Genomic DNA, 25,883 nt, shown 5'->3' on the forward strand with positions numbered 1-25,883 from the left:
ACGATGACCCGTTTCTCCTTCTGGGATCTGGCCTTGAAGGCGCTCAACGCCCATCAGGACTGGGGGCGCCAGTGGCGTCAGCCCGATCCGAAACCGGCGTATGACGTCGTCATCATCGGCGCCGGCGGCCACGGGCTCGCCACCGCCTATTATCTCGCCTCGCAGCACGGGATCACCAATGTGGCCGTGCTCGAGAAGGGCTGGCTCGGCGGCGGCAACACGGGTCGAAACACGACCATCGTGCGCTCCAACTACCTATGGGAGGAGAGCGAGGGGCTCTACGACCATGCCATGGACCTGTGGCAGGGCCTGTCGCAGGAGCTCAACTACAACGTCATGTATTCGAAGCGCGGCGTGCTGATGCTCGCGCATACGATCCATGACGTGCAGGTGTTCAAGCGGCACGTGCACGCCAACCGCCTCGCCGGCGTCCAGAACGAATGGCTGACGCCGGAAGAGGCGAAGGAGTTCTGCCCGCCGCTCAACATTTCCGGGAACGTGCGATATCCCGTCCTCGGCGGCGCGCTTCAGCGCAAGGGCGGCGTCGCCCGCCACGATGCCGTGGCCTGGGGCTATGCACGCGGTGCCGACCGTCTCGGCGTCGACATCATCCAGAACTGCGCCGTGACCGGGATCCGGCGCGGCGCGGACGGGGCCGTCACGGGCGTCGAGACGTCGCGCGGCTTCATCGGCGCCAAGAAGGTTGGCGTCGTCGCGGCGGGTCACTCGACCGTGGTGATGGACATGGCCGGCGTCAGGATGCCGCTGGAATCCTACCCGCTGCAGGCGCTCGTGTCCGAGCCGGTCAAGCCTGTCTTCCCCTGCGTGGTCATGTCCAACACGATGCACGCCTACGTCTCCCAGTCGGACAAGGGCGAACTGGTCATCGGCGCGGGCACCGACCAGTACGTTTCCTACAGCCAGACCGGCGGCCTGCAGATCACCACCCACACGGTGGACGCCATTTGCGAACTCTTCCCGCAATTCCGCCGGATGCGGATGCTGAGGAACTGGGGCGGCATCGTCGACGTGACGCCGGACCGCTCGCCGATCCTGGCGAAGACCCCGGTCCCCGGGCTCTACGTCAACTGCGGCTGGGGCACGGGCGGGTTCAAGGCGACGCCGGGCTCGGGCCATGCCTTCGCGCACACGATCGCGCATGACGAGCCCCACCGGGTCAACGCCCCCTTCACGCTGGACCGGTTCCGCACCGGACGGCTCATCGACGAGGCGGCGGCCGCCGCCGTCGCCCACTGAAGCTCCGCATCCGAGGATACGCCATGCTGCTGATCCCCTGTCCCTATTGCGGCGTCGAGCGCCCGGAGATCGAATTCTCCTGCGCGGGCGAGGCCCATGTCGACCGTCCGGTCGACCCGTCGGCGCTCGATGACGCGGCGTGGGTGGACTATCTCTACCATCGCACCAACCCCAAGGGTGAACATGCCGAGCGGTGGCGCCACACGCACGGGTGCGGACGGTTCTTCAATGCCGTGCGCGACACGGTGAGCGACCGGTTCGTGTGCATCTACAAGGCGGGTGAGCCGCGCCCGGCGGTTTCCGGTGCCGAGGGGGAGGGCGCGCGATGAGCGAGGAGTTCCGGCTTGCCTCGGGCGGGCGGCTCGACCGCAAGCGCCCTGTCACCTTCACCTTCGACGGAAAGCGGCTGACCGGCTTCCACGGCGACACGCTGGCGGCCGCGCTGCTGGCCAACGGCATTCATCTCGTCGGCCGCTCGTTCAAGTATCACCGTCCGCGCGGCATCCTCACCGCCGGGTCGGAGGAGCCGAACGCGCTCGTCGGTGTGGCGAAATCCGCCGACGCGGCTGCGCGCGGACAGAGCGTGCCGAACCTGCGCGCGACCCAGGTCGAGATCCACGAGGGGCTGGTGGCGGAAAGCCAGAACCGCTTTCCCTCGCTCGCCTTCGACGTCGGCGCGATCAACGACAAGTTCTCGCCGCTCTTCGTCGCGGGCTTCTACTACAAGACCTTCATGTGGCCGAAGGCGTTCTGGAACAAGGTCTACGAGCCCGTGATCCGTGCCGCCGCCGGCCTCGGCAAGGCGCCGACCGCGCCGGATCCTGACCGCTATGCCAACCGCTACGCCCATTGCGACGTCCTCATCGCGGGCAGCGGCCCCGCGGGACTCGCGGCGGCTCTTGCGGCCGGGCGGGCGGGAGCACGCGTGATCCTCGCCGACGAGCAGCCGGAATTCGGCGGCTCGCTTCTCGCTGATCCGAAGGCCGAAATCGACGGCAAGCCGGCGGCGGAGTTCGTCGCCGACGCGATCGCCGAGCTTGAGGCGATGGACAACGTCACGCTGCTGCCGCGCACCACCGTCTTCGGCGCGTTCAATCACAATTTCATGGCGGCGGCCGAGCGTGTCACCGACCATCTGGCGGCGCCCGGGGCCGACCAGCCGCGTGAGCGGCTGTGGCAGATCCGCGCGAAGCGCATCGTCTTCGCCACCGGTGCCATCGAGCGTCCGCTGGTGTTCCCGGAGAACGACCGCCCCGGCATCATGATGGCCGAGGCGGCGCGGATCTATCTGCACCGTCACGCGGTGCTGCCGGGCCGCGAGATCGTCGTCTTCACCGCCTGCGACAGCGCCTGGACGGCCGCGCTCGAGATCGCCTCGTCCGGCGGCAGGGTCGCGGCGATCATCGACCTGCGCAAGGACGTGGACACGGATCTCGTGGAGGCCGCGCGGGCGGCCGGAATTCGCGTCGAGACCTCCTGCGCGGTGACGGGCGTTCTGGGCAAGAAGCGGGTGAAGGGCGTCATGCTCGGCCGCGTCTCGCAGTCCGGCGACGTGACCTCGGCCGGCGAGATTTCCTGTGACGCGCTGCTCATGTCAGGCGGATTCACGCCCAATGTGGCGCTTCACTCCCAGTCGCGCGGCAAGCTCTCCTTCGATACGGAGCGCGGTGCCTTCCTGCCGGTCACCGACGAGACGGCGGGGCATCGCTCCGCCGGAGCGTGCGGCGGCACGGAAGGGCTCCTTGAGGCTCTGGCGTCCGGTGCGCGCGCCGGTGTCGAGGCGGTCAGGGCGGCGCGCGGCGATGCGGCGGAGCAGCCGGCCTTCACCGTCGCCGGCGAGCAGCCCGTGACCGGCTGGTGGCTTGGCGCGGTGCCGCACGACCGGGATGCCTCCCGCGTCCGCGCCTTCGTCGACTACCAGAACGACGTGACGGCCAAGGACCTGAAGCTTGCCGTGCGCGAGGGGATGCACTCAATCGAGCACATCAAGCGCTACACGACCACCGGCATGGCGACCGACCAGGGGCGGCTTTCCAACATGAACGCGCTGGCGATCGCCTCCACGGCGCTTCAGCGCGAGATCCCGGCGGTCGGCCTCACCACCTTCCGCCAGCCCTACACGCCGGTCACCTTCGGCACGCTCGCCACCACGTCGCGCGGCGAGCTGTTCGACCCGGTGCGCAAGACCGCGATCCACGACTGGGCGGAAGAGCGGGGCGCGGCCTTCGAGGATGTGTCGCTGTGGAAGCGTGCCTGGTATTTCCCGAGGGGTGGCGAGGACATGCACGCCGCGGTGCTGCGCGAATGCGGCATGGTGCGCGACAGCGTCGGCGTGTTCGACGCCTCCACGCTCGGCAAGATCGAGGTGGTCGGACCGGATGCGGCGGAGTTCCTGGAGCGCATCTACACCAACCCGTGGAAGAAGCTCGGCGTGGGGCGTCTGCGCTACGGTCTGATGCTCAACGAGGCCGGCTTCATCATGGATGACGGCGTCGTCGGACGCATGGCCGAGGATCGCTTCCACATCACCACCACGACCGGTGGCGCGCCGCGCGTTCTCGCCCACATGGAGGACTACCTCCAGACCGAGTGGCCGGATCTGAACGTCTGGCTCACCTCCACCACGGAGCAGTGGGCGGTGATCGCGGTGCAGGGGCCGAAGGCGCGCGATGTCATCGCGCCGCTGGTCGACGACATCGACCTGTCCACCGACGCCATGCCGCACATGTCCGTGCGCGAGGGCCATGTGATGGGCGGCATTCCCTGCCGGCTGTTCCGCATGAGTTTCACCGGCGAGATGGGCTTCGAGCTCAACGTTCCGCCGAGCCGTGCGCGTCACGTCTGGGAAGCGGTCCATGCCAACGTCGAGAAGGCCGGTGGCTGTGCCTACGGCACCGAGACGATGCATGTGCTTCGCGCGGAAAAGGGCTTCATCATCGTCGGTCAGGAGACGGACGGCACGGTGACACCCGACGATGTCGGCATGACCTGGGCCATCGGCAAGAAGAAGCGCGACTTCGTCGGCAAGCGCTCGCTCGCGCGTCCCGACCTTGTCGCCGAGGGGCGCAAGCAGCTCGTCGGCCTTCTGGCCACGGACGGCCGGACCCTGCTCGAGGAGGGTGCGCAGGTCACCGAGAGCGCCACGCCGCCGCGCGGCACCCCGGCTCTCGGCCATGTGACGTCGTCCTATGCGTCCGCTGCCCTTGGCCGGCCCTTCGCGCTCGCGATGATCGCCAACGGCCGGGCGCGAACCGGCGAGATACTGCATGTGCCCATGCCCGGCGGCGCGATCGCCGTCGAGGTCGTCTCTCCCGTCTTTGTCGATGCGGAAGGAAGCCGGCAAAATGTCTGACAACGCGATCCACGTTTCCGCCGGCGATGCACCGCTCGTCGACCGTTCAGCCGAAGGCGGCAAGCCGGTGACGGTCCGCCGGGGCATGGCGCTTGCCCGCCTTGCCTTTCGAGGCGACGCGGTCGCGGCCGGCAAGGCGGGCGCGGCATTCGGCGCATCGCTGCCGCTTCACCCGCTCGCCGCCAATTGTGTCGGCGACCGGGCGGCACTCTGGCTGGGGCCCGACGAATGGCTTCTGCTCGCCAGGCCGGAAGGTTCGGAGCCGGCTAACCTTGACGCGCTCGCGCGCGAAGTCTTTGCCGGGATAGAGGCGGCGCTCGAGGGCGTCACCCATTCCCTCGTCGATGTTTCGGAGCGCAATGTGTCGCTGATGATCGAGGGGGCGGGGGCGGCGGACCTGCTCAACGCGAATGTCTTCCTCGACCTCTCGCTCGAGGCGTTCCCGGTCGGGCATGTGACGCGCACCCTGTTCTCCAAGGCCGAGATCGTGCTGTGGCGCACCGGCGAGGAGAGCTTCGTGCTCGAGTGCTGGGCGAGTTTCGCCCCGTACGTCGAAGGTCATCTGGCCGAGGCGGCGTAGCTGCCCCGACGCCTTCGGGAGACGGAATCGGACCGGCCCCGGCGATGTTTCGCCGGGGCCGTCGCATTTCAGAGGAAGCCGCGCTTTTTCAGCAATGGGCCCGCGTCGGGCAGCGCGCCGCGAAAGGCGATGTAGGCGTCCTTCGGGTCCTGTCGTCCGCCGGCGGAGTAGATCGCCTCGCGCAGGCGGCGGGCGAGTTCCGCGTTGAAGATGTCTCCGGTTTCCTCGAAGGCGGTGAAGGCATCCGCGTCCATCACCTCCGACCACATGTAGCTGTAGTAGCCGGACGAGTAGCCGTCGCCGGAAAACACATGCGCGAACTGGGTCGGCCGGTGGCGCATGACGATCTCGCGCGGCATTCCGATGCGCGTCAGCGTTTCGCTTTCCAGCGTGCCGACATCCGTCTTCGCCGCATCGGTTCTTGCGTGGACGTCGAGGTCGAAGAGGGCGGAGGCCAGATACTCCACCGTCTCGAAACCCTGGTTGAAGTTGCGGGCCGCGAGCACGCGCTCCATCAGCTCCTTCGGCATGGCTTCGCCGGTCTCCACGTGGACGGCGAAGCGCGACAGGATCTCCGGCTCCTCCAGCCAGTGCTCGTAGAGCTGGGACGGCAGTTCCACGAAGTCGCGCGAGACGGAGGTTCCCGAGATCATCGGATAGGTCACGTCCGACAGCAGGCCGTGCAGCGCGTGGCCGAACTCGTGAAACAGCGTGCGTGCGTCGTCGAAGGTCAGCAGCGCGGGCTCCCCCTTGGGCGCCTTGGCGAAGTTCATCACGTTGACGATGATCGGCCGGATGTCTCCGGACAGCTTTTCCTGCCGGCGGAAGGCGCTCATCCACGCGCCGCTGCGCTTGGTCGAGCGGTTGAAATAATCGCCCAGGAACAGGCCGACATGGCCGCCGGTCCCGTCGAGCACCTCGAACGCGCGCACGTCGGGATGGTAGAGCGTTACGCCGTCGACCTCGCGGAAGGTGAGGCCGAACAGCCGGTTGGCGGTTTCGAACGCGGCCTGGATGATGTTTTCCAGCGGGAAGTAGGGCTTCAGTTCCGCCTCGTCGAGCGCGTGGTCGCGGCTCCTGAGCTTCTCGGCATAGAAACGCCAGTCCCACGGCTCGATGACGATGTTGTCCCCGCCCTCGGCGGCGATCTCCTGGAGGGCGGCCGCCTCGCGGCGCGCCTGGTCCACCGCCGGCGTCCACACGGTCTCCAGAAGTTCGCGCACGGCATCCGGCGTTCCGGCCATCGTGTCGTCGAGCTTGTAGCTCGCGAAGTCGTCGAAGCCGAGAAGCTCGGCGCGCTCCTGGCGCAGCGCGAGAATGCGCGCGATCACCTCGCGGTTGTCCGTCTCGCCACCGTTCTCCCCGCGCGCGGTCCATGCCTTGAACGCGGTCTCGCGCAGGTCCCGCCTTGTCGAGAACTGCAGGAAGGGCTCGATCAGCGAGCGCGACAGGGTGATGACGTGCTTGCCCGGATGTCCGCGCTCTCCGGCGGCTTCCGCCGCCGCCTGACGCAGGAAGGGCGGCAGGCCGGCGAGATCCTCCTCGCCATCGAGCACCAGTTTGTAGTCCGCCTCGTCGGACAGCACGTTCTGGGAGAACCGGGTGCCGAGTACCGCAAGCTCCTGCGTGATCTCCGCCATGCGAGCGCGTCCCGCCTCGTCGAGCGCGGCGCCGGCACGGGTGAACATCAGGTGGTAGCGCTCAAGCACCCTCGCGGCTTCCGCATCGAGGCCGAGCCGCCCGCGCGCCTCCCAAAGTGCCGCGACCCTTGCGTAGAGCGACTGGTTCAAGAGCGTCTGCGAGGAGTGGCGGGCAAGCCTTGGGGCCATGTCGCGCTCGATGCGGCGAAGCTCCTCCGAGGTGTGGCTTCCGGCGAGGTTGAAGAACACCATGGCGACACGGGTGAGATCCCGACCGGCGCGTTCCATGGCCGCGATCGTGTTGTCGAAATCCGGAGCCTCCGGGTTTTCCGCGATCGCATCGATGTCGTGCCGCGCGGAGGCGAGGGCGGTCTCGAAGGCCGGTTCCCAGTGCCAGGGCTCGATCTCGCCGAAGGGCGGCAGGCCGAAGGGCGCGGTCCAGTCGGCGAGCAGCGGGTTTGCGGTCGCGGTGTCGGGCTTTGTGTCGGTCGTCATGAGGTCGTCCGGGGTTCCTGAAGGAAAGGCGGGAGGCATGGCGGCCGCCTGGCCGCGCCTGCGTATGCTTCATATGGGGTCGGGTCGTGGCGCCGACTATGGCCCCTGCGCGCGCGGCTGTCAGCAGCGACGACCGTTCGATCGCATTCGAACGGCCGGCGTGAGGCTTCGTTAAGGGGCGTGATCTACGATCTGTCCCCATGTCCGCGATCAACACATCCCTTGCCGGAATGCTCGGCGCCCGCGACCGCTTCGAGGCGAGCGCCAAGCGCATCGTTGCGTCCGGTGCAGAGGCCGCGAACGAGGTGGCCGGCGCGAATGGCGCGACGGCCGGAGCGGGGATTTCCGGGCAGGCCGGCACTCCGCCGCAGGGCGGCACGCCGCCACCGCCGGACGGCGTGCGGTTTTCTTCCGACATGGCCGGGGCGATGATCGACATGCTTTCGGCGGAGCACAGCTTCAAGGCCAATGCGGCCGCTGCCGGTCGCATCGCCGAGGCGGAGCGCGACGTGCTCGAGACGCTTGCGCCGACAGGGTCCGACGAGACGCGCTGACGCGTGTCGGCGACTCAATTTTCGATAAAGATTCGTGCAAGTTTACGTAATTTGGCGCCCGGATTTGCCTGGGGTTGCAAATCCGCGTGCAGGGTCCGGATGTGTTTCGGGAGCCAGAAACAACAAACGCCCGCCAGAGGGAGGAGATCCGGCGAGCGCTCGTTATAGGAGGTCGGTTTGGGAGGAGGTAAACCGACCGACACGACAGCGGGCTGGGAGGAGGAGTGCCCGTGTCGATGACCAATATATGGGCGAGTCCTGTCAGAGTTTCCAGTGCTGGTCCTGCATGGCAGCCCTGCTTTTTTTGCAATGCAACAAGAACGCAGCGGAATCGTGCGCCGCAGCAAGGCCGAAGTCTGCCTCTCGCGGTGGAAAGCCCGTCGTCGGATACGAAAAAAGCGCCGACCGGACAACCGGTTGGCGCTTTTTGACTGCAGTCGCTTCGAACAGGTCGCGTGTGCGTCCCGTCTTTCGCGAGTCGCTTAGCGGTGCGAACCGCGCGCGATGAACTGGATGTCGCCGCGGCCGATGCCGAGGTCGGCCAGCTCGCGGTTGGACAGGCGGGAAAGCTCGTCGTAGGTGCGGCGATACTTCTGCCAGGACTGGTACTTGCGAACGAACGTGTCGAACATGATGCGTCTCCTTTGTGTATGCGGACCGTTTGCGGCCCGCTTTTTTTCATCGCTTCATCGGTGGAGCGGCGCGTGTTGCGCTGCACCAAATCTCGTTGGCCCTGATATGGGACGAGTCGGCGTTTTTTGAACGCGCAACCTCGGAATGCCGGGCCTGCGAAAACTGCAGAGGTCGGACCGCGTTCGGTCGCTTTCCGCGCTTTCGCGATCCATGCCGGACGCGTCTGTCACCGGGCCCGTTCGGGCACGATGTCTTCCGGTCTCGGAACGATGGTCGGGAGTGGGAAGGCCGGGGCGGCCGGCCTTGTCAGGCCTGGTCCGTCACCTCATGCCTACATAAAAAAGCGATCGCCCGCCGGAGGGAGGAGAACCGGCGGGCGACGCTATATCCGGACGGGGTTGGGAGGAGGTAACCCCACCGGGACACGACAGAAGACAGGGGAGGAGGTCTGTCTTCCTTATCGTGATCTGTTATCGGCTTGCGCGGCGGGCGACGAAGTGAATGTCGCCACGGGCGATGCCGAGGTCGCTGAGTTCGCGGCTCGTGAGGCGCGAGAGCTCGGAAACGGTTGCGTGGTAGCTGCGCCAGTTGCGGTACTTGCGGGTCAGCGTGTCGAACATGATTGTGTCACCTCTTGGGGCGCCGGGGACTGAATTGCGTGTCCCGCCAGCGCGTCGATCCGATGCCCATGAGATAGTTTTTTCGGATAAAGAAAAAAAGCGCGATTTTCGCACGGCAGCCATGCAGATTGTGCATTGCAAAATAATTGCCGCGAGACGTCCGCCCCAATTCCGATAATTGCACGCAAATCAGTTTGTTAACGATCCGTTGCGATGCGGCCTGCGCGTCGCTCCCACGAAAGGCCACAGGTTCGCGAGGGTTCGTTTCGGCGAAAAGCGCGCGAAAAGCGCGGGTCTTGTGAAGGGCGGAAGCATGCATGTCTTCCGCCCCCGCAAGGCAGTGTCGGCCGGCGCGGGGCCGCGCCGGGCGGGGACAACGACGTCAGGGGGAAGCTATTCGGCGGCCGTGACCGTCCGGCGGCGGCGGACGGGGCGTCGCTCCAGAACCTCCTTGAGAAAGCGCCCGGTGTAGCTTTCCTCCACCTCGACGATGGCTTCCGGCGGGCCGGCCGCGACCAGCGTGCCGCCTCCGTCACCGCCTTCCGGACCGAGATCGAGAATCCAGTCGGCGGTCTTGATGACCTCCAGATTGTGTTCGATGACCAGGACGGAGTTGCCCTGCTCGACCAGTTCGTGAAGCACTTCCAGCAGCTTGGCGACATCGTGGAAGTGCAGGCCGGTGGTCGGCTCGTCGAGGATGTAGAGCGTGCGGCCGGTGGCCCGCTTGGACAGTTCCTTGGCGAGTTTGACGCGTTGCGCCTCGCCACCCGAAAGCGTGGTTGCCTGCTGCCCCACCTTGACGTAGCCGAGGCCGACGCGCGCCAGCGTTTCCAGCTTGTCGCGCACGGCCGGCACCGCCTGGAAGAAGCGCGCGCCTTCCTCGACCGTCATATCCAGCACGTCGGCGATGGACTTGCCCTTGAACTCCACCTCCAGCGTCTCGCGATTGTAGCGCTTTCCCTGGCAGACGTCGCAGGTGACATAGACGTCGGGCAGGAAGTGCATCTCGATCTTGATGACGCCGTCGCCCTGGCACGCCTCACAGCGGCCGCCCTTGACATTGAAGGAGAAACGGCCCGGCTGGTAGCCGCGTGTCTTCGCTTCCGGGAGGCCGGCGAACCACTCGCGGATCGGCGTGAAGGCGCCGGTGTATGTCGCGGGGTTGGACCTCGGCGTGCGCCCGATCGGCGACTGGTCGATGTCGATCACCTTGTCGAGCAGCTCCAGCCCCTCGATGTGATCGTGCGGCGCGGGCGTCTCGCGCGACCCGTTCAGCCGCCGCGCCGCCGCCTTGTAGAGCGTGTCGATGAGGAAGGTGGACTTGCCGCCACCCGAAACACCGGTGATGCAGGTGAAGGTGCCCAGTGGCACCTCGGCGGTGACATTCTTGAGGTTGTTGCCCCGCGCGCCGACGACCTTCAGGCGCCGCCCCTTGAGGGACGGCCGGCGCTGGCTTGGCACCTCGATCGCCATCTTGCCGGAAAGATACTGTCCCGTCAGGGAGTTGGGGTCTGCGAGAATGTGCTCCGGAGTGCCCTGGGAGACGATCTCTCCGCCATGAACGCCGGCGCCGGGGCCAATGTCGACGACGTGGTCGGCGGTGAGAACCGCGTCCTCGTCGTGCTCCACCACGATCACCGTGTTGCCGAGATCGCGCAGGTGCTTCAGCGTTTCAAGCAGGCGGGCGTTGTCGCGCTGGTGCAGGCCGATGGACGGCTCGTCGAGAACGTAGAGAACGCCAGTGAGGCCGGAACCGATCTGCGAGGCGAGGCGGATGCGCTGGCTTTCGCCGCCCGACAGCGTTCCGGAATTGCGCGACAGCGACAGGTAGTCGAGGCCCACGTCATTGAGGAACTTCAGCCGCTCGCGGATTTCCTTGAGGATGCGGACGGCGATTTCCTGCTGCTTGTCGGTGAGCGCGCCGGGCAGTGCCTCGAACCAGGTTCCCGCGTCCCGGATCGAGAGTTGCGAGATCTCGCCGATGTGCCGCTCGGAAATCTTGACGCACAGGGCCTCGGGCTTCAGCCGGTAGCCGTTGCAGGCCGGGCAGGGACGGTCCGACTGATAGCGCGACAGCTCCTCGCGCACCCATTCGGACTCGGTCTCGCGCCAGCGGCGCTCGATGTTGCCGATTACGCCTTCGAAGGTCTTGCTGGTGCGGTAGCTGCGCACACCGTCGTCATAGACGAACTCGACCTTCTCGCGTCCCGACCCGAAGAGGATCGCGTTGCGCAGGTCTTCCGGCAATTCGTTCCAGGGCGTGCCCATGTTCGCGCCGTAGTGGCGCGCCAGCGCCTCGAGCGTCTGGGCGTAGTAGGGCGAGGTGGAGCCGGTCTTGGCCCACGGCAGCACCGCGCCCTCGCGCAGGGTCAGGGTCTGGTCGGGAACGACCAGGTCCGGCTCGAAGGCGAGCGTCGTGCCCAGACCGTCGCAAGTCGGGCAGGCGCCGAAGGGATTGTTGAAGGAAAACAGGCGCGGCTCGACCTCGGGCAGCGTGAAGCCGGAGACCGGGCAGGCGAATTTTTCCGAAAACAGCATCCGCTCGTGGGTCTCGTTGCGGTTCTGCAGCACCGCATCGTCGCCCGCCGGAGGTAGCGGCTTGTCGGCGAACTCCGCGATGGCGAGCCCTTCGGCGAGCCCCAGGGCGGTTTCCAGCGAGTCCGCCAGACGACCTCCGATGTCCTCGCGGACCACGATGCGGTCGACCACCACGTCGATGTCATGCTTGAGCTTCTTGTCGAGCGCCGGAGCGTCGGCGATCTCGTGGAATTCACCGTCGATCTTGACGCGCTGGAAGCCCTTTTTCATGAGCTCCGCCAGCTCCTTGCGGTACTCTCCCTTGCGTCCGCGCACGATGGGCGCGAGCAGATAGAGGCGCGTTCCCTCATCGAGGGCCAGGATCCTGTCGACCATCTGGCTGACCGTCTGGCTTTCGATGGGAAGGCCGGTCGCGGGCGAGTAGGGCACGCCGATGCGCGCGAAAAGCAGGCGCAGGTAGTCGTAGATCTCCGTCACGGTGCCGACCGTCGAGCGCGGATTGCGCGAGGTCGTCTTCTGCTCGATGGAAATCGCGGGCGACAGACCGTCGATCTGGTCGACGTCCGGCTTCTGCATCATCTCCAGGAACTGGCGCGCATAGGCCGACAGGCTCTCGACGTAGCGGCGCTGGCCTTCGGCGTAGATCGTGTCGAAGGCCAGCGACGACTTTCCCGAGCCCGACAGGCCGGTCATGACGATCAGCGAGTCGCGCGGCAGGTCCACGTCGACATTCTTCAGATTGTGCTCGCGCGCGCCGCGCACGCTGATGACGCGACGGTCCGCGGCGTCGGAGGCGGTGCTGGTCGGGGCCGGCGTGGGCTTGGACGACTTCGGCATGGGCAGGCGGGTCCCTGATGACGGTGAGGCGCGCACCGGCGCCCTCGGCGTGACGGTTCGGCCTTTGACGGAATTTCGGTGTCCGGCGCGGACGCGGCGGGAGGGCCGTTCTACGCCATGAGAGTGCGCGCGTCGATTGACGGAAGAGCGCGGCAGACCTGTGATACGCAGGCGGGCGACCATCCGATGAGTTTACGGAACATAGCGGGAACGAGAGCTTGCGCCAAGCATGGAGATGGGGCGCGCTTCATCTTGTGCAAGGCATGTCTCTGCAGACTTGTGTGGAGCGCACTGATGTGGAACAAAGGCGGAACCTTGGCGCGGTGCCCTTCACGCATGGCCCGGCGATTGTGGAAAAGGCGCAGTTTGGCCCGGCAGCGCGGCGGCGATGCGCCTATGGTGGCGGATCGCGTGCGAGGCCTTAGCCCGCGCCGAGACCGCCGCAAGCCGGCGGCGATGTCATTTTCGGCCAGCCCGTTCCGCGATGTTCGCAAGGGCCGGCAGGCGGGACAGGGGCCCGCCATCGCGATCCGCGGAATCACGGTTCCGCGACGAGGAGACCAGCGGGACGGGCTCCCGCGACAAGGACCGATCTTAAGGAGTTCAGGATGTCGGGAAGCGTCAACAAGGTGATCCTGGTGGGCAATCTGGGGGCCGACCCCGAGGTGCGGCGGATGCAGGACGGGCGCCCGGTCGTCAACCTGCGCGTGGCGACCTCCGAGAACTGGCGCGACCGCTCCACGGGCGAGCGTCGCGAGCGGACGGAATGGCACCGGGTCGTGATCTTCAACGAGGGTCTGGCCAAGGTCGCCGAAAGCTACCTGCGCAAGGGGTCGAAGATCTACGTGGAAGGTCAGCTCCAGACCCGCAAGTGGCAGGACCAGTCCGGCCAGGACCGCTACTCGACCGAAATCGTGCTGCAGGGCTTCAACTCCACGCTGACCATGCTCGACGGGCGCGGTGAGGGCGGCGGCGGAGGCGGCGGCAACTTCGGTGGCGGTGGCGGAAGCGCCGGTGGAGGCGGCTTCGGCGGTGGTGGAGGCCGCTCGGGCGGTTACGACGACGGCGGCTTCGGTGGAGGCAGCGGCGGCGGTCGTTCCGGTGGCGGAGGCAGCGGCAGCGGTGGCTTCGGCAGTGGCCCCGGCGGCGACATGGATGACGAAATCCCGTTCTGATCGGGGTTCGTCAGGCTTGAAAAGAAACAGGTTTGCAAAGGCCGCCGGTTCTTCCGGCGGCCTTTGTCGTTTTGTGGCCGGCGTCACCCGCCGGTCAGGGGTTCGCCGCGTCTCCCGCCTCATCCGGCTGCGGGCAAAGCAGGCCCAGGTCTCCGACGGCGACGCAGGAGCGGCACCAGGTGATGCCCTGCCTTTCGGCCCGCTCCGCCAGTTCGTCCTCGCTCAGTCCTTCGGGGGCGGGAATGCAGAGGCGGCCGCAGGGTTCGACGCTGGCGTCCTGCGCGCTCAGCATCGTGTAGAGCTTGCCGGTGGCGCATTGGGCCGGCGCGGGCGTGAGCGCCCCCGCATCGGTCTCTTCGCCCTTGCTCTCACCGGTGTCGGCGTCCGTCGAGCCGGCCTTCGTCTCGTCGTCCGCCTCCGTGTCATCCGGCGCGGCGGGCTCCTCCTTGTCGTCCGCATTGCTTGTCTCCGGCGGCGGTGCGCCCTCCGGACGGCAGGCCTCGAAGAGCTTCGCCAGCGTTTCCGGGTCCGTGTAGGAGCTGTCGCCGGCAAGGTTTTCGTCCGCACGGAAGGCATTCCAGGCACTGCGCGTGCGGCGTCCCGCGAGGCCGTCCTCGGGACCGGCGTCATAGCCGGCCGCATTCAGGCAGGACTGGATCCACAGGATGTTGTCCTGCGGGCTCGGTGTCGGACGGTCGGGAGCGCAACCGGTTCCGTAAGACGAGAACCCCCTGGCGCAGACGCAGCGACCGGCGGACCCCGACCAGACGAAGGGATAGCTGCACGACTGGCTCTCGCGGCGCACGCAGGCGCCGTTCACCACAACGCGGCCGCTGGGGCAGATGCAGCCGCTGGCCTCGGCGGAATAGCGCCAGGGTGCCTCGCACGCCGGCGGCGGCGTGATCGGGGGAACCGGCACTGGCAGGATGCAGCGACGGGCGGCCCGCGACCAGACATAGGGCAGTCGGCAGGCGGGGCGGACGTCGGGCATCACGCAGCGGTTGCCCCGACGCACGCGCGGCGGCTCGCAGACGATCGGACGAGGACGAACCGGGTCCACGCACCGCCCGTTCACGCGGATCTTCGGGGCGGGGCACACCACCGGCATGGGCGAGGGCGCGGGCATGACACAGCGGCCATTGCGCGCGACGCGCGGTGGAACACAGACCACCGGCGGTCGCAGCGGATCGACGCATTGGTTACCGCGCCTGACCTTCGGTGGCCGGCAGACGATGTCGCGGCCCGGCTGAACGGGGTTGATGCACCGCCCGTTGCGCATCACGCGTGGCGGCGCGCAGACGCGCGGCAGCGTCTGCGGCAGCACGTCCGGGCGGATCACCGGCCTGAGGTCGGGACGGATCTCGATCGGCTGGGCGGAGGCGGGCGACAGGAACGCCGACAGGACGGCGGCCAGTGCGGCGAGAAGCAATGCGGCGGTCAGGCGGAACATGCGCCGGTCGGGGGCGGGGTCGGCGCAGGGGCCGGTTGGGGCAAGACGGATCATGACCAGGTCCTCGGCGTTTGGTGACGAAACGCCGGCCCCTGCGACAGCCGTGGGGATGACGTTGCGACACAAGCTTGGCCGGGCGAAGCTGAACGCAGCGTGACCGGGGTCACAGGACGGGCTGTTCCAAGCCTTCCTCCGGGCCGAAGCTCCCTTCAGGGTAAACAAAAGCCGAGGGAGATGTGGGCAAAAGCTAAGGTGTGGGCCTTGTCGCGACGAAGAGCGCGCTGCCGACGAAGAAGAGCGCCACGCCGGCGGCAAGCCATGGCGAGGGACGCGCGCCGATGTAGAACATCGTGTAGCCGAAGGCCATTCCGCCCAGCGCCAGCATCTTGCCGTGGCGCGAGATCGCACCGCTCTCGCGCCATGCGCGGATCGGCGGACCGAAGGTGCGGTGGTCCAGGAGCCAGGCCTCGAGGGTCGGCGAGGAGCGGGCGAAACAGCCGGCCGCCATGATGAAGAAGATCGTCGAGGGCAGCAGCGGCAGGAAGGCGCCGATAACACCCAGGGCGACCAGAAGCGCGCCCAGCGTGGCAAAGACGGTGCGTGCGAGCATGGGAAGTGTGCTCTCCTGAGGTGCGATGCGCCCATATTTTCGCCAGGGACCTTCTATCAGTTTCCCTTGGCCTGTGCCTCGCTTATCTATTGCTGAGGGGCAGACGGGGCCAGGGGCCCCAGAGGCAGGACGACAGGACCACATGAGCGGACAGACTACGGACGAACATCACGAGGGTGAGGCAAAGCCCGCGCGGCCGGGCGGCATGACCCGGCTCAGGAACTATTTCCTGACGGGACTCGTGGTGGCGGGACCGCTCGGGATCACCGCCTATCTGTCCTGGTCCATCGTGCAATGGGTCGACGGCTGGGTGAAGCCGCTCCTGCCGCACTACTACAATCCGGACACCTATCTGCCGTTCCCCATGCCCGGGATCGGGCTCATCGTCGCCTTCATCGGCCTGGTCTTCATCGGGTTCCTGACCGCCAACATCGCCGGGCGCACGCTTCTGTCCTACGGCGAGCTGCTGCTCGGGCGGATGCCGGTGGTGCGCAATCTCTACAGCGGTCTGAAGCAGATCTTCGAGACGGTGCTTGCGGAGCGCTCCAACAGCTTCAAGAAGGCGGCAATCATCGAGTACCCACGCCCGGGTCTGTGGGCAATCGTCTTCATCGCCACCGACGCGCGCGGCGAGGTGGCGCACAAGCTCAACGACCAGGGGCACGAGGTGACGGCGGTGTTCCTGCCGACGACGCCGAACCCGACCTCCGGTTTTCTGCTGTTCGTGCCCAAACAGGAAGTCATCGAACTCGACATGACCGTCGAGGAAGCCGCCAAGCTGGTGATCTCCGCCGGTCTGGTAAGCCCCGAATACGCCAAGCTCGCGATTCTGGAAGGGGAGGCGCTTGACGACGGCAAGAAAGCCTCCGGCGGGAGCAAGCGCTGAGGCCGCCCGCCAGGCAGGTCAGCCAGCCCGGAGCAGGCGCACCGCCTCGTCACGGGCAAAGAGATAGAGCAGAACCCGCAGCGCGCGACCGCGCTCGCTGGTGAGATCGGGGTCCCTTTCCAGCACCAGACGCGCGTCGTCGCGGGCCATCTCTATGAGATCGGCGTGGGTCGCCGCGTCGCCGATGCGAAAGCCCGGCATTCCCGACTGGCGCGTGCCCAGGATTTCTCCCTCGCCGCGCAGGCGCAGGTCCTCCTCGGCGATCAGGAATCCGTCGTTCGTGTCGCGCATGATGGAGAGGCGCGCGCGCGCCGTCTCGCCGACGGGGGCCTTGTAGAGAAGCAAGCAGGTGGATGCCTCGCTGCCGCGTCCGACACGGCCGCGCAACTGGTGGAGCTGCGACAGGCCGAAGCGCTCGGCGTGCTCGATCACCATGATCGTTGCGGCGGGAACGTCGACGCCGACCTCGATCACCGTCGTCGCGACCAGAAGCCCCACGTCGCCATCCTTGAAGGAGGTCATCGCGGACGCCTTCTCCTCCGCGCTCATGCGGCCGTGCACCAGCGCGACCCGGGGTCCGAACACCTGGGTCAGCACCTCGAAGCGCTCTTCCGCCGCCGCCAGATCGGATTTTTCCGACTCCTCCACCAGCGGGCAGACCCAATAGGCCTTCGTGCCTTCGTCAAGGGCGCGCCGGAGACGTTCGACCACCTCGTCCATGCGCTCCAGCGGCACGGTGACGGTCTTGATCGGCTGCCGTCCGGCGGGCTTTTCCGTCAGGCGGGAAACGTCCATGTCGCCGAAATAGGTCAGCACGAGCGTGCGCGGGATCGGCGTCGCGGTCATGACCAGCATGTCCACGCCGGCCCCCTTCGAGGACAGTTGAAGGCGCTGGTGAACGCCGAACCGGTGCTGTTCGTCGACGATCGCAAGCCCCAGGTTGGCGAAGGCGATGTCGCCCTGGAACAGCGCATGGGTGCCGACGATCAGGTCGATGTCGCCGGCCTCCAGGGCCGCGCGGGTTTCGCGGCGGGCCTTTGCGCCATCCTTTCCCGTCAGCACGGCGATGCGGATGCCGGCGGCCTCGCACAAGGGCGCAAGCGAGAGATAGTGCTGGCGCGCGAGGATTTCCGTCGGGGCCATCATGACCGCCTGCGCGCCGGATTCAACCGCCGCCGCCACCGCCATGAGCCCCACGACCGTCTTTCCGGCGCCGACGTCGCCCTGCAGCAGGCGCAACATGCGCGTGGGCGCGGCCAGGTCCGCCTCGATCTCGGCCACCGCCTTGGCCTGTCCCTCGGTCAGGGAATAGGGCAGGGCGTCCAGCATCTTCTGCTTCAGCGCCCCGGTGAAGTGACGGGCAATGCCGCGTGTCTGGCGCATGGAGCGGCGCACCAGCGCGAGCGCGAGCTGGTTTGCAAGGAATTCGTCGTAGGAAAGGCGGGCCAGCGCTTCCGGGTCGCCGGCTTCGGGCGACTCGGGCGAGGGCTGGTGCAGGGCGTGGAGGGCGTCCGAAAAGGTCGGCCATGCCTTTTGCCGCTCCATGGCCGGATCGAGCCAGTCGGGCAGGTCGGGAACGAGGTCGAGGGCGGCGGCCATCGCCTTTTGCAGCATCTTCGACGACAGGCCCTGGGTCAGCGGATAGACCGGTTCGACAAGCGGCAGGTCGTCGGCATCATCGGCGAGGACCGCATGGTCTGGATGGACCATCTGGATCTGGTCGTTGAAATGCTCGATGCGGCCGGACACGATCATGTCCTCGCCGACGGGATAGCTCTTTTCCAGGAACGGGCCACGGGCATGGAAGAAGACGAAGGTGATCGTGCCGGTGTCGTCGTGGGCGAGAATGCGGTAGGGCGCGCGGCTGCCGCGCGGCGGAGCCTGATGCCGGTCGATGCGCACCTCGAGCGTGACGATCGCGCCCTCGGGCGCGTGGGCGATCCCCGGTCGCAGGCGTCGGTCGATGGTGCCGGACGGCAGGTGGAACAGCAGGTCGGACACCGTCGGCTCCCGCTCGGCGTCCTTGCCGAACAGGCCGCCGAGCGTGCGGGCGGTACGCAGACCGATTCCCGGCAGGCGCGAGACCGGCGTGAAGAGCGGATCGAGCAGGCTGGGACGCATGAACCTCGTCTCGGGCTTTGCGGGAGAAGGTGGCCCGACGGGCCGGATGCTTTCCACTGGCACGGATTGAGTTTCGCGCCAAGCCCGCTATAACCCGCGAACCGGGGGGCTCCTGTCAAGCAGGGCTCCCGACAATGGCGCGGCGACAGGAGTGCATGATGCCTCAGGAGACGGACACCGGGATGGACGACCGGCGCAAGCGCATCCTCTACCGGTGCCAGCATCGCGGCATGAAGGAGATGGACATCTTCCTCGGGCAGTTCGCCAGCGCCCATGTGGCGCGGCTGAGCGAGGCCGACCTTGCCGATCTCGAACGGCTGATGGACGTCTTCGACCAGGACCTGTTCAAGTGGATGACCGGTCGGCAGCCCGTGCCCGCGGAACACGACACCCCCGTCTACCGCGCCATCATTTCCTTCAGGCAGGCCCAGGTGGCGGCCGAAAGCTGAGCCACGCCGCGTGTGCCCGGCTTTTCATGAAGCCGCGTGCCCCGGCGATGCGAGGATTGCGAACGTGTTGGAAAATCTCCTGTCGGGTGCCGGCAACGCCGTCGTCACCGGCGTGCCGGACGGCGCCGAGGCCCATGTGCTGGCGCAACTGGTCGCCAGCCGTCCGGCGGGACTGGCCGCCGTCTTCGTGGCACGGGACGCGCAGCACGCGCGGCTGGTGTCGGATGCGCTCGGTTATTTCGCGCCCGGCCTCGATCTGCTCGATTTTCCCGCCTGGGACTGCCTTCCCTATGACCGCGTTTCGCCCAACGCCGGCATCGTCGCGCGCCGCCTCGGCACGCTGAGCCGTCTGGCCCGGCCGGAGACGCTCGAGAAGCCGACGCTGCTCGTCACGACGGTCAACGCGATCCTTCAGCGGGTGCCGGAGCGCGCCTTTGCCGCCTCGCAGACCTGGCGGCTCGCGCCCGGGCAGCGGATCGACCTGTCCAAACTCATTCACTGGCTCGAGATCAACGGCTTTGCCCGCGCCTCCACCGTGCAGGACACGGGCGAATACGCGGTGCGCGGCGGCATTGTCGACGTTTACGCACCGGGCATGGACTCGCCCGTGCGCCTCGACTTCTTCGGAGACTCGCTGGAATCGCTGCGGTCCTTCGATACCGAGACCCAGCGCACCACGAAGCAGCTCAAGGGGCTGGAGCTCGTCGCCATGAGCGAGGCCGTGCTTTCGGAAGAGGCGATCTCGCGGTTCCGCACCCGTTACGTCAGCCAGTTCGGCGCGTCCGACCGGGACGACGTGCTCTACCAGTCGATCAGCGACGGGCGCCGCTATCCGGGCATGGAGCACTGGCTTCCGCTTTATCACGATCACCTGGAAACGCTGTTCGATCATGTCGGTGGTGCCGCGATCGTGCTGGCCTCGTCCACGGATGACGTGGTGCGCGAACGGCTGGACCAGATCGGCGAACATCACGCCGCGCGCGTCGACGCGCTGAACGAGAAGGGCACGGGCGGTGCGGTGCCCTACAAGCCGCTGCCGGCCGACGCGCTCTATCTCACGGCGGAGGAATGGCGCACCCGGCTCGCGGACGGGGCGAGCGTGCGTCTGTCGCCCTTCGCGGAGCCGCCGGGATCCGGGCGCCAGGTCGTCGAACTCGACGGGCGACAGGGGCGCAGTTTCGCGGCCGAGCGTGCCGCCGGCGACGTCAATGTCTTCGACGCGCTCACGAGCCATGCCGCCGAGCGGCGCAAGGACGGCAAGCGGATCGTCATCGCCTGCTGGAGCGAGGGCTCGCGCGAGCGGCTGTCGCATGTGCTGGCCGATCACGGGCTGGACCGCACCGTGCCGGTGGCCACCGATGCGGATGCGCGCGCGCTTCCCAGGGGAATGACCGGCCTTGCGGTGCTCGGCGTGGAGCACGGCTTCGAGATCGGCGACCTCACGCTGATCTGCGAACAGGACATTCTTGGCGACCGTCTGGTGCGCCAGCGCAAGCGTCGCGCCAAGGGCACCAACGTCCTGACCGAGGCGGCGAGCCTGGCGCAGAACGATCTTGTCGTGCACGTGGACCATGGCATCGGCCGCTTCATCGGCCTGCGCACCATCGAGGCGGTGGGCGCGCCGCATGACTGCCTGGAGCTTCAGTATGCCGGCGGCGACAAGCTGTTCCTGCCGGTGGAGAACATCGAGCTTCTGACGCGCTACGGATCGGAAGATACCGAGGCGCAGCTCGACAAGCTCGGCGGCGGCGCATGGCAGGCGCGCAAGGCGCGGATGAAGAAGCGGATCCTGGAGATCGCCGACGGGCTGATCCGGACCGCCGCCGCGCGTGCGCTCAAGACCGCGCCGGAAATCGTCGCGCCCGAGGGCGTCTACGACGAATTCGCCGCCCGCTTCCCCTATGAGGAAACGGACGACCAGCTCAACGCGATCGAGGCGGTGTTCGAGGATCTGGCCTCCGGCCGTCCCATGGACCGGCTGGTGTGCGGTGACGTGGGCTTCGGCAAGACGGAAGTGGCGCTGCGCGCCGCCTTCATCGCGGCGATGACCGGCCGCCAGGTGGCGCTCGTCGTTCCGACGACCCTGCTGGCGCGACAGCACTACAAGACCTTTGCCGAACGCTTTCAGGGCCTGCCGATCAACGTTGCCCATGCCTCGCGGCTGGTGCCGGCGAAGGAACTCGCCGCGACCAAGAAGGGCCTCACCGACGGATCCGTCGACATCGTGGTGGGCACGCACGCGCTGCTCGGCAAGGGCGTGACCTTCCGCGATCTCGGCCTGCTCATCATCGACGAGGAGCAGCACTTCGGCGTCAAGCACAAGGAGCGGCTCAAGGAGCTGAAGTCCGAGGTGCACGTCCTGACGCTCTCGGCGACCCCGATCCCGCGCACGCTGCAACTGGCGCTGTCGGGCGTGCGGGAACTGTCGCTCATCGCCACGCCGCCCGTGGACCGGCTGGCCGTGCGCACGTTCATCTCGCCCTTCGATCCCGTCGTGGTGCGCGAGGCGCTGCTGCGCGAGCGCTATCGCGGCGGCCAGAGCTTCTATGTCTGTCCGCGACTTGCGGATCTTGCCGACACCAAGGCGTTCCTCGAGGACCACGTTCCGGAAGTGAAGGTGGCGGTCGCGCACGGCCAGATGCCGCCGGGCGAGCTGGAAGACGTCATGAACGCCTTCTATGAGGGCAAGTTCGACGTTCTGCTCTCCACCACCATCGTGGAATCGGGCCTGGACATTCCCACCGCCAACACGCTGATCGTGCACCGGGCGGACATGTTCGGCCTGTCGCAGCTCTACCAGCTTCGCGGGCGTGTCGGGCGCTCCAAGACGCGCGCCTATGCACTGTTCACGGTGCCGGCGACAAAGGCGCTGACGCCGACCGCGGAGCGGCGGCTCAAGGTGCTTCAGTCGCTCGACAGCCTGGGGGCGGGCTTTCAACTGGCCAGCCACGACCTGGACATTCGCGGGGCGGGCAACCTGCTTGGCGAGGAACAGTCGGGTCACATCAAGGAAGTGGGCTTCGAGCTGTACCAGCAGATGCTGGAGGAAGCGGTGGCCCAGCTCAGGAGCGGCGACGACACGGGCGCCGACGAGACCTGGTCGCCGCAGATCCAGGTGGGGACACCGGTTCTCATCCCCGAGGACTATGTGCCCGACCTGCCGCTGCGCCTGCAGCTCTACCGCCGTCTTGCGGACCTCTCCACGCCGGAGGAGATCGACGGGTTCGGCGCCGAGCTCATCGACCGCTTCGGTCCGCTCCCCGACGAGGTCGATCACCTTTTGAAGATCGTCTACATCAAGGGCCTGTGCCGGCGCGCCAATGTGGAAAAGATCGATGCCGGGCCGAAGGGCGTGGTCATCAGCTTCCGCAACGGCGAGTTCGCGAACCCCGGCGGACTGGTCGGCTACATCACCGAACAGGGCGTTCTGGCCAAGATCCGGCCGGACCAGAAGGTGGTGCTTTCACGCGACTGGCCGGACGCGGAACAGCGGCTCAAGGGCGCGGCGGGTGTGCTCATGAAGCTGGTGCGCCTGGCGGAAGCGGGCGTCGCGGCGGCCTGACGCCGGCGGGCATGCGCCGCGCACCTGCGTGTTTTCGCGAGGGCGCGCGGAAACCATCCATTAAGCCTGATCGGCGACACTGTTTCTCGAGAACGGTTCGTATTCAGTCAGGTCTCATCCCCCGTGCCCTTCAGTGCTACCCGCTACCGGAAGAAGACCCTGCGCCAGCGCCTCGCGGCGCCGGTCATCGCCTTCGCCCTCATCGGATACTTCGGCTTCCATGCGCTCAACGGCGAACTCGGTCTCGTCGGCAAGGCGCGGATCGAGCACCGCTATGCGGAGCTGGAGAAGGAGCTTTCACAGCTCACCGCGGAACGCCGGGAGCTGGAGCGCCGCGTGGCACTGCTGCGGCCCGAGAGTCTCGATCCGGACATGATCGACGAGCGCGCCCGCGCGAGCCTGAATGTCGTTCAGCCTCAGGAGCTTGCGATCCTGAGGCCGCAGCGTGGCCGGTGATTTAATCTGAAATCGGTTAAGTTGGCATTTTGAACTGAAAATCGGTTCATTCACGATTTCGTCTTTTTTGACAGGCCCTTGCGTCACCGGTTTTCGGCGCCTCTCGCTCCTCCATTTGACTTTTCCTGCAGCCTGGCTTCGGCTACCTTGAGGCTGAGGAAACGCTGTTCCGAAACAGGAACGCCACAGTGAGGCGAGGGTAATGGCAGCATCGTCAGGGAAGGGCGCCAGCACGCGTGCCAAGACGTCGGGACGTTCGCGCGGAGGGGCTAAATCCTCCGCCCCCGCGATTGTCGAGTTCACAAAGGATCAGGAGCTTGAGGCCTATCGCCACATGCTGCTCATCCGCCGTTTCGAGGAAAAGGCCGGCCAGCTCTACGGCATGGGTCTGATCGGCGGCTTCTGTCACCTTTACATCGGCCAGGAAGCGGTCGTCGTCGGCATGCGCATGGCGGCGAAGGATGGCGACCAGATGATCACGGGCTACCGCGATCACGGCCACATGCTCGCCATGGACATGGACCCGAAGGGCGTCATGGCCGAGCTGACCGGACGCAGGGGCGGCTATTCCAAGGGGAAGGGCGGCTCCATGCACATGTTCTCCAAGGAGAAGCAGTTCTACGGCGGCCACGGCATCGTCGGCGCGCAGGTGTCGCTTGGCACGGGCCTCGGCTTCGCCAACCGCTACCGCGACAATGGCGCGGTCTCCATGACCTTCTTCGGCGACGGCGCCTCCAACCAGGGGCAGGTCTACGAGAGCTTCAACATGGCGCAGCTCTGGAAGCTGCCCGTGGTCTATGTCATCGAGAACAACAAGTACGGCATGGGCACCAGCGTCGAGCGTGCCTCGGCGACGACGGACCTGTCCCAGCGCGGCGCCTCCTTCGGCATTCCGGGCGAGCAGGTCGACGGCATGGACGTTCGCTCCGTCATGGCCGCGAGCGAGAAGGCGCTGGACCACTGCCGCTCCGGCAAGGGCCCCTACATCCTGGAGATGATCACCTACCGCTATCGCGGCCATTCCATGTCGGATCCGGCCAAGTACCGGTCGAAGGACGAGGTCCAGAAGATGCGGACCGAGCACGACCCGATCGAGCAGGTCCGCAAGCGCCTTCTGGATGCCGGCTGGGCCAGCGAGGACGAGCTGAAGGCCATCGACAAGGAGGTCCGCGAAATCGTCGCCGAGTCGGCGGAGTTCGCGCAGACCGATCCGGAGCCGGATCCGTCCGAGCTTTACACCGACATTCTCCTCTAAGTGGCGGGGCGCGAACATGCCGATTGAGATTCTGATGCCGGCCCTCTCGCCGACGATGGAAGAGGGCACCCTGGCGAAATGGGTGAAGAACGAAGGTGACACCGTATCGGCGGGCGACGTGATCGCCGAGATCGAGACGGACAAGGCCACGATGGAGGTCGAGGCGGTCGACGAAGGCACGCTCGGCAAGATCCTCATCGAGGCCGGCACCGAGAACGTGAAGGTCAATACGCCGATCGCCCTGCTTCTGGAGGAGGGCGAGGACGCCTCCGACCTGGACAAGGCGGCGAGTTCTCCCGCGCCCGCTCCCGAGCAGAAGAGCGAGGCCTCCGAGACGGCCGAACCCGAGAAGCCGGCTTCCGCGCCCGCGGCGCCGGCCGTAGAGGCAAAGCCCGAGCCGGACGCTCCCGAAGGCACCGCGATGGTCCAGTCGACCGTGCGCGAGGCCCTTCGCGATGCCATGGCGGAGGAAATGCGCCGCGACGGCGACGTGTTCCTCATGGGCGAGGAAGTCGCCGAGTACCAGGGCGCCTACAAGATCTCCCAGGGCCTGCTCGAGGAGTTCGGGGCACGCCGCGTGATCGACACGCCGATCACCGAGCACGGGTTCACGGGCATGGGCGTCGGCGCGGCGATGGCCGGGCTGAAGCCGATCGTCGAGTTCATGACGTTCAACTTCGCCATGCAGGCGATCGACCAGATCATCAACTCCGCCGCCAAGACGCTCTACATGTCCGGTGGTCAGATGGGCGCGCCGATCGTGTTCCGTGGCGCCAATGGCGCGGCCGCGCGCGTGGCCGCCCAGCACAGCCAGGACTACGCGGCATGGTACGCCCATGTTCCGGGTCTCAAGGTGGTGCAGCCCTGGTCGGCGGCGGACGCCAAGGGCCTTCTCAAGGCCGCGATCCGCGACCCGAACCCGGTGGTCTTCCTCGAGAACGAGATCCTCTACGGCCAGAGCTTCGAGATTCCCGACGTGGAGGACTTCGTTCTGCCGATCGGCAAGGCGAAGATCGAACGTGCCGGCACGGACGTGACGCTCGTTTCCTGGGGCATCGGCATGACCTACGTCATGAAGGCGGTCGAGGAACTCGCAGGGATGGGCATTTCGGCCGAGGTGGTGAACCTGCGCACGATCCGCCCGCTCGACATCGACACGGTGATCGCCTCGGTCAAGAAGACCGGCCGCCTGGTCACGGTCGAGGAGGCCTATCCGATGTGTTCGGTCTCGTCCGAGATCGGCTACCAGGTGCAGGAGAAGGCGTTCGACTGGCTCGACGCGCCGGTGCTGCGCGTGACGGGCAAGGACGTTCCCATGCCCTATGCCGCCAATCTGGAAAAGCTCGCGCTGCCGACGGTCAAGGACGTCATCGACGCGGTGAAAGCCGTCACCTACACGGCCTGAGGGGGAAA

19 protein-coding genes are annotated in these 25,883 nt (G+C 67.0%); 12 read left to right on the plus strand and 7 right to left on the minus strand.

Going from position 1 to position 25,883, the window contains the following annotated elements:
• Positions 1-3: 3 nt before the first annotated feature.
• The 4 genes from ACYX4S_RS08275 to ACYX4S_RS08290 are packed head-to-tail and all read left to right on the plus strand — an operon-like array spanning position 4 to position 5,189.
• On the plus strand, positions 4-1,257 hold the full coding sequence (locus ACYX4S_RS08275; protein ID WP_422068810.1) for a sarcosine oxidase subunit beta family protein: 1,254 nt from the start codon (positions 4-6) through the stop codon (positions 1,255-1,257).
• 23 nt (positions 1,258-1,280) lie between these two features.
• Positions 1,281-1,586, plus strand: coding sequence for a sarcosine oxidase subunit delta (locus ACYX4S_RS08280; protein ID WP_293724777.1), 306 nt, complete (start codon positions 1,281-1,283; stop codon positions 1,584-1,586).
• Positions 1,583-4,609, plus strand: coding sequence for a sarcosine oxidase subunit alpha family protein (locus tag ACYX4S_RS08285; RefSeq protein WP_476362545.1), 3,027 nt, complete (start codon positions 1,583-1,585; stop codon positions 4,607-4,609). The genes ACYX4S_RS08280 and ACYX4S_RS08285 overlap by 4 nt, the downstream gene beginning before the upstream one ends.
• Positions 4,602-5,189 carry a sarcosine oxidase subunit gamma gene (locus ACYX4S_RS08290; protein WP_476362546.1) on the plus strand — a complete coding sequence of 196 codons (588 nt, stop codon included), beginning with the start codon at positions 4,602-4,604 and terminating at the stop codon, positions 5,187-5,189. Before ACYX4S_RS08285 ends, ACYX4S_RS08290 begins: the two co-directional genes overlap by 8 nt.
• A gap of 68 nt (positions 5,190-5,257) precedes the next feature.
• On the opposite strand, the gene ACYX4S_RS08295 is transcribed toward ACYX4S_RS08290, so the two are convergent.
• Entirely contained in the window at positions 5,258-7,324 is a 2,067-nt protein-coding gene (locus tag ACYX4S_RS08295; protein WP_476362547.1) for a M3 family metallopeptidase, read from the minus strand.
• Positions 7,325-7,524: 200 nt separating this feature from the next.
• Between ACYX4S_RS08295 and ACYX4S_RS08300 the strand changes: the two genes are divergently transcribed.
• Positions 7,525-7,878, plus strand: coding sequence for a hypothetical protein (locus tag ACYX4S_RS08300; protein ID WP_476362548.1), 354 nt, complete (start codon positions 7,525-7,527; stop codon positions 7,876-7,878).
• Between the two features lie 482 nt (positions 7,879-8,360).
• Here the strand turns inward: ACYX4S_RS08300 and ACYX4S_RS08305 are convergent, their stop codons facing one another.
• The 3 genes from ACYX4S_RS08305 to uvrA form a co-directional block, all read right to left on the minus strand.
• Entirely contained in the window at positions 8,361-8,510 is a 150-nt protein-coding gene (locus tag ACYX4S_RS08305) for a DUF1127 domain-containing protein (protein ID WP_293724782.1), read from the minus strand.
• A gap of 471 nt (positions 8,511-8,981) precedes the next feature.
• On the minus strand, positions 8,982-9,131 hold the full coding sequence (locus tag ACYX4S_RS08310) for a DUF1127 domain-containing protein (RefSeq protein ID WP_293724783.1): 150 nt from the start codon (positions 9,129-9,131) through the stop codon (positions 8,982-8,984).
• Positions 9,132-9,524: 393 nt separating this feature from the next.
• On the minus strand, positions 9,525-12,506 hold the full coding sequence (uvrA, locus tag ACYX4S_RS08315) for an excinuclease ABC subunit UvrA (RefSeq protein WP_476362549.1): 2,982 nt from the start codon (positions 12,504-12,506) through the stop codon (positions 9,525-9,527).
• Between the two features lie 608 nt (positions 12,507-13,114).
• On the opposite strand from uvrA, the gene ssb reads away from it, so the two are divergent.
• Positions 13,115-13,681: a single-stranded DNA-binding protein gene (ssb, locus tag ACYX4S_RS08320; protein ID WP_476362550.1), complete on the plus strand. Its 567-nt coding sequence runs from the start codon at positions 13,115-13,117 to the stop codon at positions 13,679-13,681.
• A 94-nt stretch (positions 13,682-13,775) separates the two neighbouring features.
• On the opposite strand, the gene ACYX4S_RS08325 is transcribed toward ssb, so the two are convergent.
• Positions 13,776-15,185, minus strand: coding sequence for a peptidoglycan-binding domain-containing protein (locus ACYX4S_RS08325; RefSeq protein WP_476362551.1), 1,410 nt, complete (start codon positions 15,183-15,185; stop codon positions 13,776-13,778).
• A gap of 193 nt (positions 15,186-15,378) precedes the next feature.
• Positions 15,379-15,741, minus strand: a complete 363-nt coding sequence (locus ACYX4S_RS08330; RefSeq protein ID WP_476362552.1) for a YbaN family protein — start codon at positions 15,739-15,741, stop codon at positions 15,379-15,381.
• 142 nt (positions 15,742-15,883) lie between these two features.
• Here ACYX4S_RS08330 and ACYX4S_RS08335 point away from each other — a divergent pair, with 142 nt between their 5' ends.
• Positions 15,884-16,627, plus strand: a complete 744-nt coding sequence (locus tag ACYX4S_RS08335) for a DUF502 domain-containing protein (protein WP_476362553.1) — start codon at positions 15,884-15,886, stop codon at positions 16,625-16,627.
• An 18-nt stretch (positions 16,628-16,645) separates the two neighbouring features.
• Here ACYX4S_RS08335 and recG read toward each other — a convergent pair whose 3' ends face one another.
• Positions 16,646-18,748, minus strand: coding sequence for an ATP-dependent DNA helicase RecG (gene recG, locus ACYX4S_RS08340; protein ID WP_476362554.1), 2,103 nt, complete (start codon positions 18,746-18,748; stop codon positions 16,646-16,648).
• Positions 18,749-18,906: 158 nt separating this feature from the next.
• Between recG and ACYX4S_RS08345 the strand changes: the two genes are divergently transcribed.
• The 5 genes from ACYX4S_RS08345 (at position 18,907) to ACYX4S_RS08365 (ending at position 25,875) form a co-directional block, all read left to right on the plus strand.
• Complete coding sequence (locus tag ACYX4S_RS08345) at positions 18,907-19,197, plus strand: FAD assembly factor SdhE (protein ID WP_293724790.1); 291 nt, start codon at positions 18,907-18,909, stop codon at positions 19,195-19,197.
• Positions 19,198-19,261: 64 nt separating this feature from the next.
• Positions 19,262-22,759: a transcription-repair coupling factor gene (gene mfd / locus ACYX4S_RS08350; protein ID WP_476362555.1), complete on the plus strand. Its 3,498-nt coding sequence runs from the start codon at positions 19,262-19,264 to the stop codon at positions 22,757-22,759.
• A gap of 123 nt (positions 22,760-22,882) precedes the next feature.
• Positions 22,883-23,215, plus strand: coding sequence for an FtsB family cell division protein (locus ACYX4S_RS08355; RefSeq protein WP_293724794.1), 333 nt, complete (start codon positions 22,883-22,885; stop codon positions 23,213-23,215).
• A 202-nt stretch (positions 23,216-23,417) separates the two neighbouring features.
• Complete coding sequence (gene pdhA / locus ACYX4S_RS08360; protein ID WP_476362556.1) at positions 23,418-24,470, plus strand: pyruvate dehydrogenase (acetyl-transferring) E1 component subunit alpha; 1,053 nt, start codon at positions 23,418-23,420, stop codon at positions 24,468-24,470.
• A gap of 16 nt (positions 24,471-24,486) precedes the next feature.
• Complete coding sequence (locus tag ACYX4S_RS08365) at positions 24,487-25,875, plus strand: pyruvate dehydrogenase complex E1 component subunit beta (RefSeq protein WP_476362557.1); 1,389 nt, start codon at positions 24,487-24,489, stop codon at positions 25,873-25,875.
• The last annotated feature ends 8 nt before the right edge of the window (positions 25,876-25,883 follow it).

The organism is Stappia sp. ABD4_338 (genome assembly GCF_056312175.1).

What these genes read in the sequence shown, in the direction of transcription:
- uvrA (WP_476362549.1), bottom strand. Translation starts at nt 12,506, where the DNA reads ATGCCGAAGTCGTCCAAGCCCACGCCGGCCCCGACCAGCACCGCCTCC.
- ACYX4S_RS08290 (WP_476362546.1), top strand. Translation starts at nt 4,602, where the DNA reads ATGTCTGACAACGCGATCCACGTTTCCGCCGGCGATGCACCGCTCGTC.
- ACYX4S_RS08345 (WP_293724790.1), top strand. Translation starts at nt 18,907, where the DNA reads ATGCCTCAGGAGACGGACACCGGGATGGACGACCGGCGCAAGCGCATC.
- ACYX4S_RS08365 (WP_476362557.1), top strand. Translation starts at nt 24,487, where the DNA reads ATGCCGATTGAGATTCTGATGCCGGCCCTCTCGCCGACGATGGAAGAG.
- recG (WP_476362554.1), bottom strand. Translation starts at nt 18,748, where the DNA reads ATGCGTCCCAGCCTGCTCGATCCGCTCTTCACGCCGGTCTCGCGCCTG.
- ssb (WP_476362550.1), top strand. Translation starts at nt 13,115, where the DNA reads ATGTCGGGAAGCGTCAACAAGGTGATCCTGGTGGGCAATCTGGGGGCC.
- ACYX4S_RS08305 (WP_293724782.1), bottom strand. Translation starts at nt 8,510, where the DNA reads ATGTTCGACACGTTCGTTCGCAAGTACCAGTCCTGGCAGAAGTATCGC.
- ACYX4S_RS08325 (WP_476362551.1), bottom strand. Translation starts at nt 15,185, where the DNA reads ATGATCCGTCTTGCCCCAACCGGCCCCTGCGCCGACCCCGCCCCCGAC.
- ACYX4S_RS08295 (WP_476362547.1), bottom strand. Translation starts at nt 7,324, where the DNA reads ATGACGACCGACACAAAGCCCGACACCGCGACCGCAAACCCGCTGCTC.
- ACYX4S_RS08330 (WP_476362552.1), bottom strand. Translation starts at nt 15,741, where the DNA reads ATGCTCGCACGCACCGTCTTTGCCACGCTGGGCGCGCTTCTGGTCGCC.
- ACYX4S_RS08335 (WP_476362553.1), top strand. Translation starts at nt 15,884, where the DNA reads ATGAGCGGACAGACTACGGACGAACATCACGAGGGTGAGGCAAAGCCC.
- pdhA (WP_476362556.1), top strand. Translation starts at nt 23,418, where the DNA reads ATGGCAGCATCGTCAGGGAAGGGCGCCAGCACGCGTGCCAAGACGTCG.
- ACYX4S_RS08285 (WP_476362545.1), top strand. Translation starts at nt 1,583, where the DNA reads ATGAGCGAGGAGTTCCGGCTTGCCTCGGGCGGGCGGCTCGACCGCAAG.
- ACYX4S_RS08300 (WP_476362548.1), top strand. Translation starts at nt 7,525, where the DNA reads ATGTCCGCGATCAACACATCCCTTGCCGGAATGCTCGGCGCCCGCGAC.
- ACYX4S_RS08310 (WP_293724783.1), bottom strand. Translation starts at nt 9,131, where the DNA reads ATGTTCGACACGCTGACCCGCAAGTACCGCAACTGGCGCAGCTACCAC.
- ACYX4S_RS08280 (WP_293724777.1), top strand. Translation starts at nt 1,281, where the DNA reads ATGCTGCTGATCCCCTGTCCCTATTGCGGCGTCGAGCGCCCGGAGATC.
- ACYX4S_RS08275 (WP_422068810.1), top strand. Translation starts at nt 4, where the DNA reads ATGACCCGTTTCTCCTTCTGGGATCTGGCCTTGAAGGCGCTCAACGCC.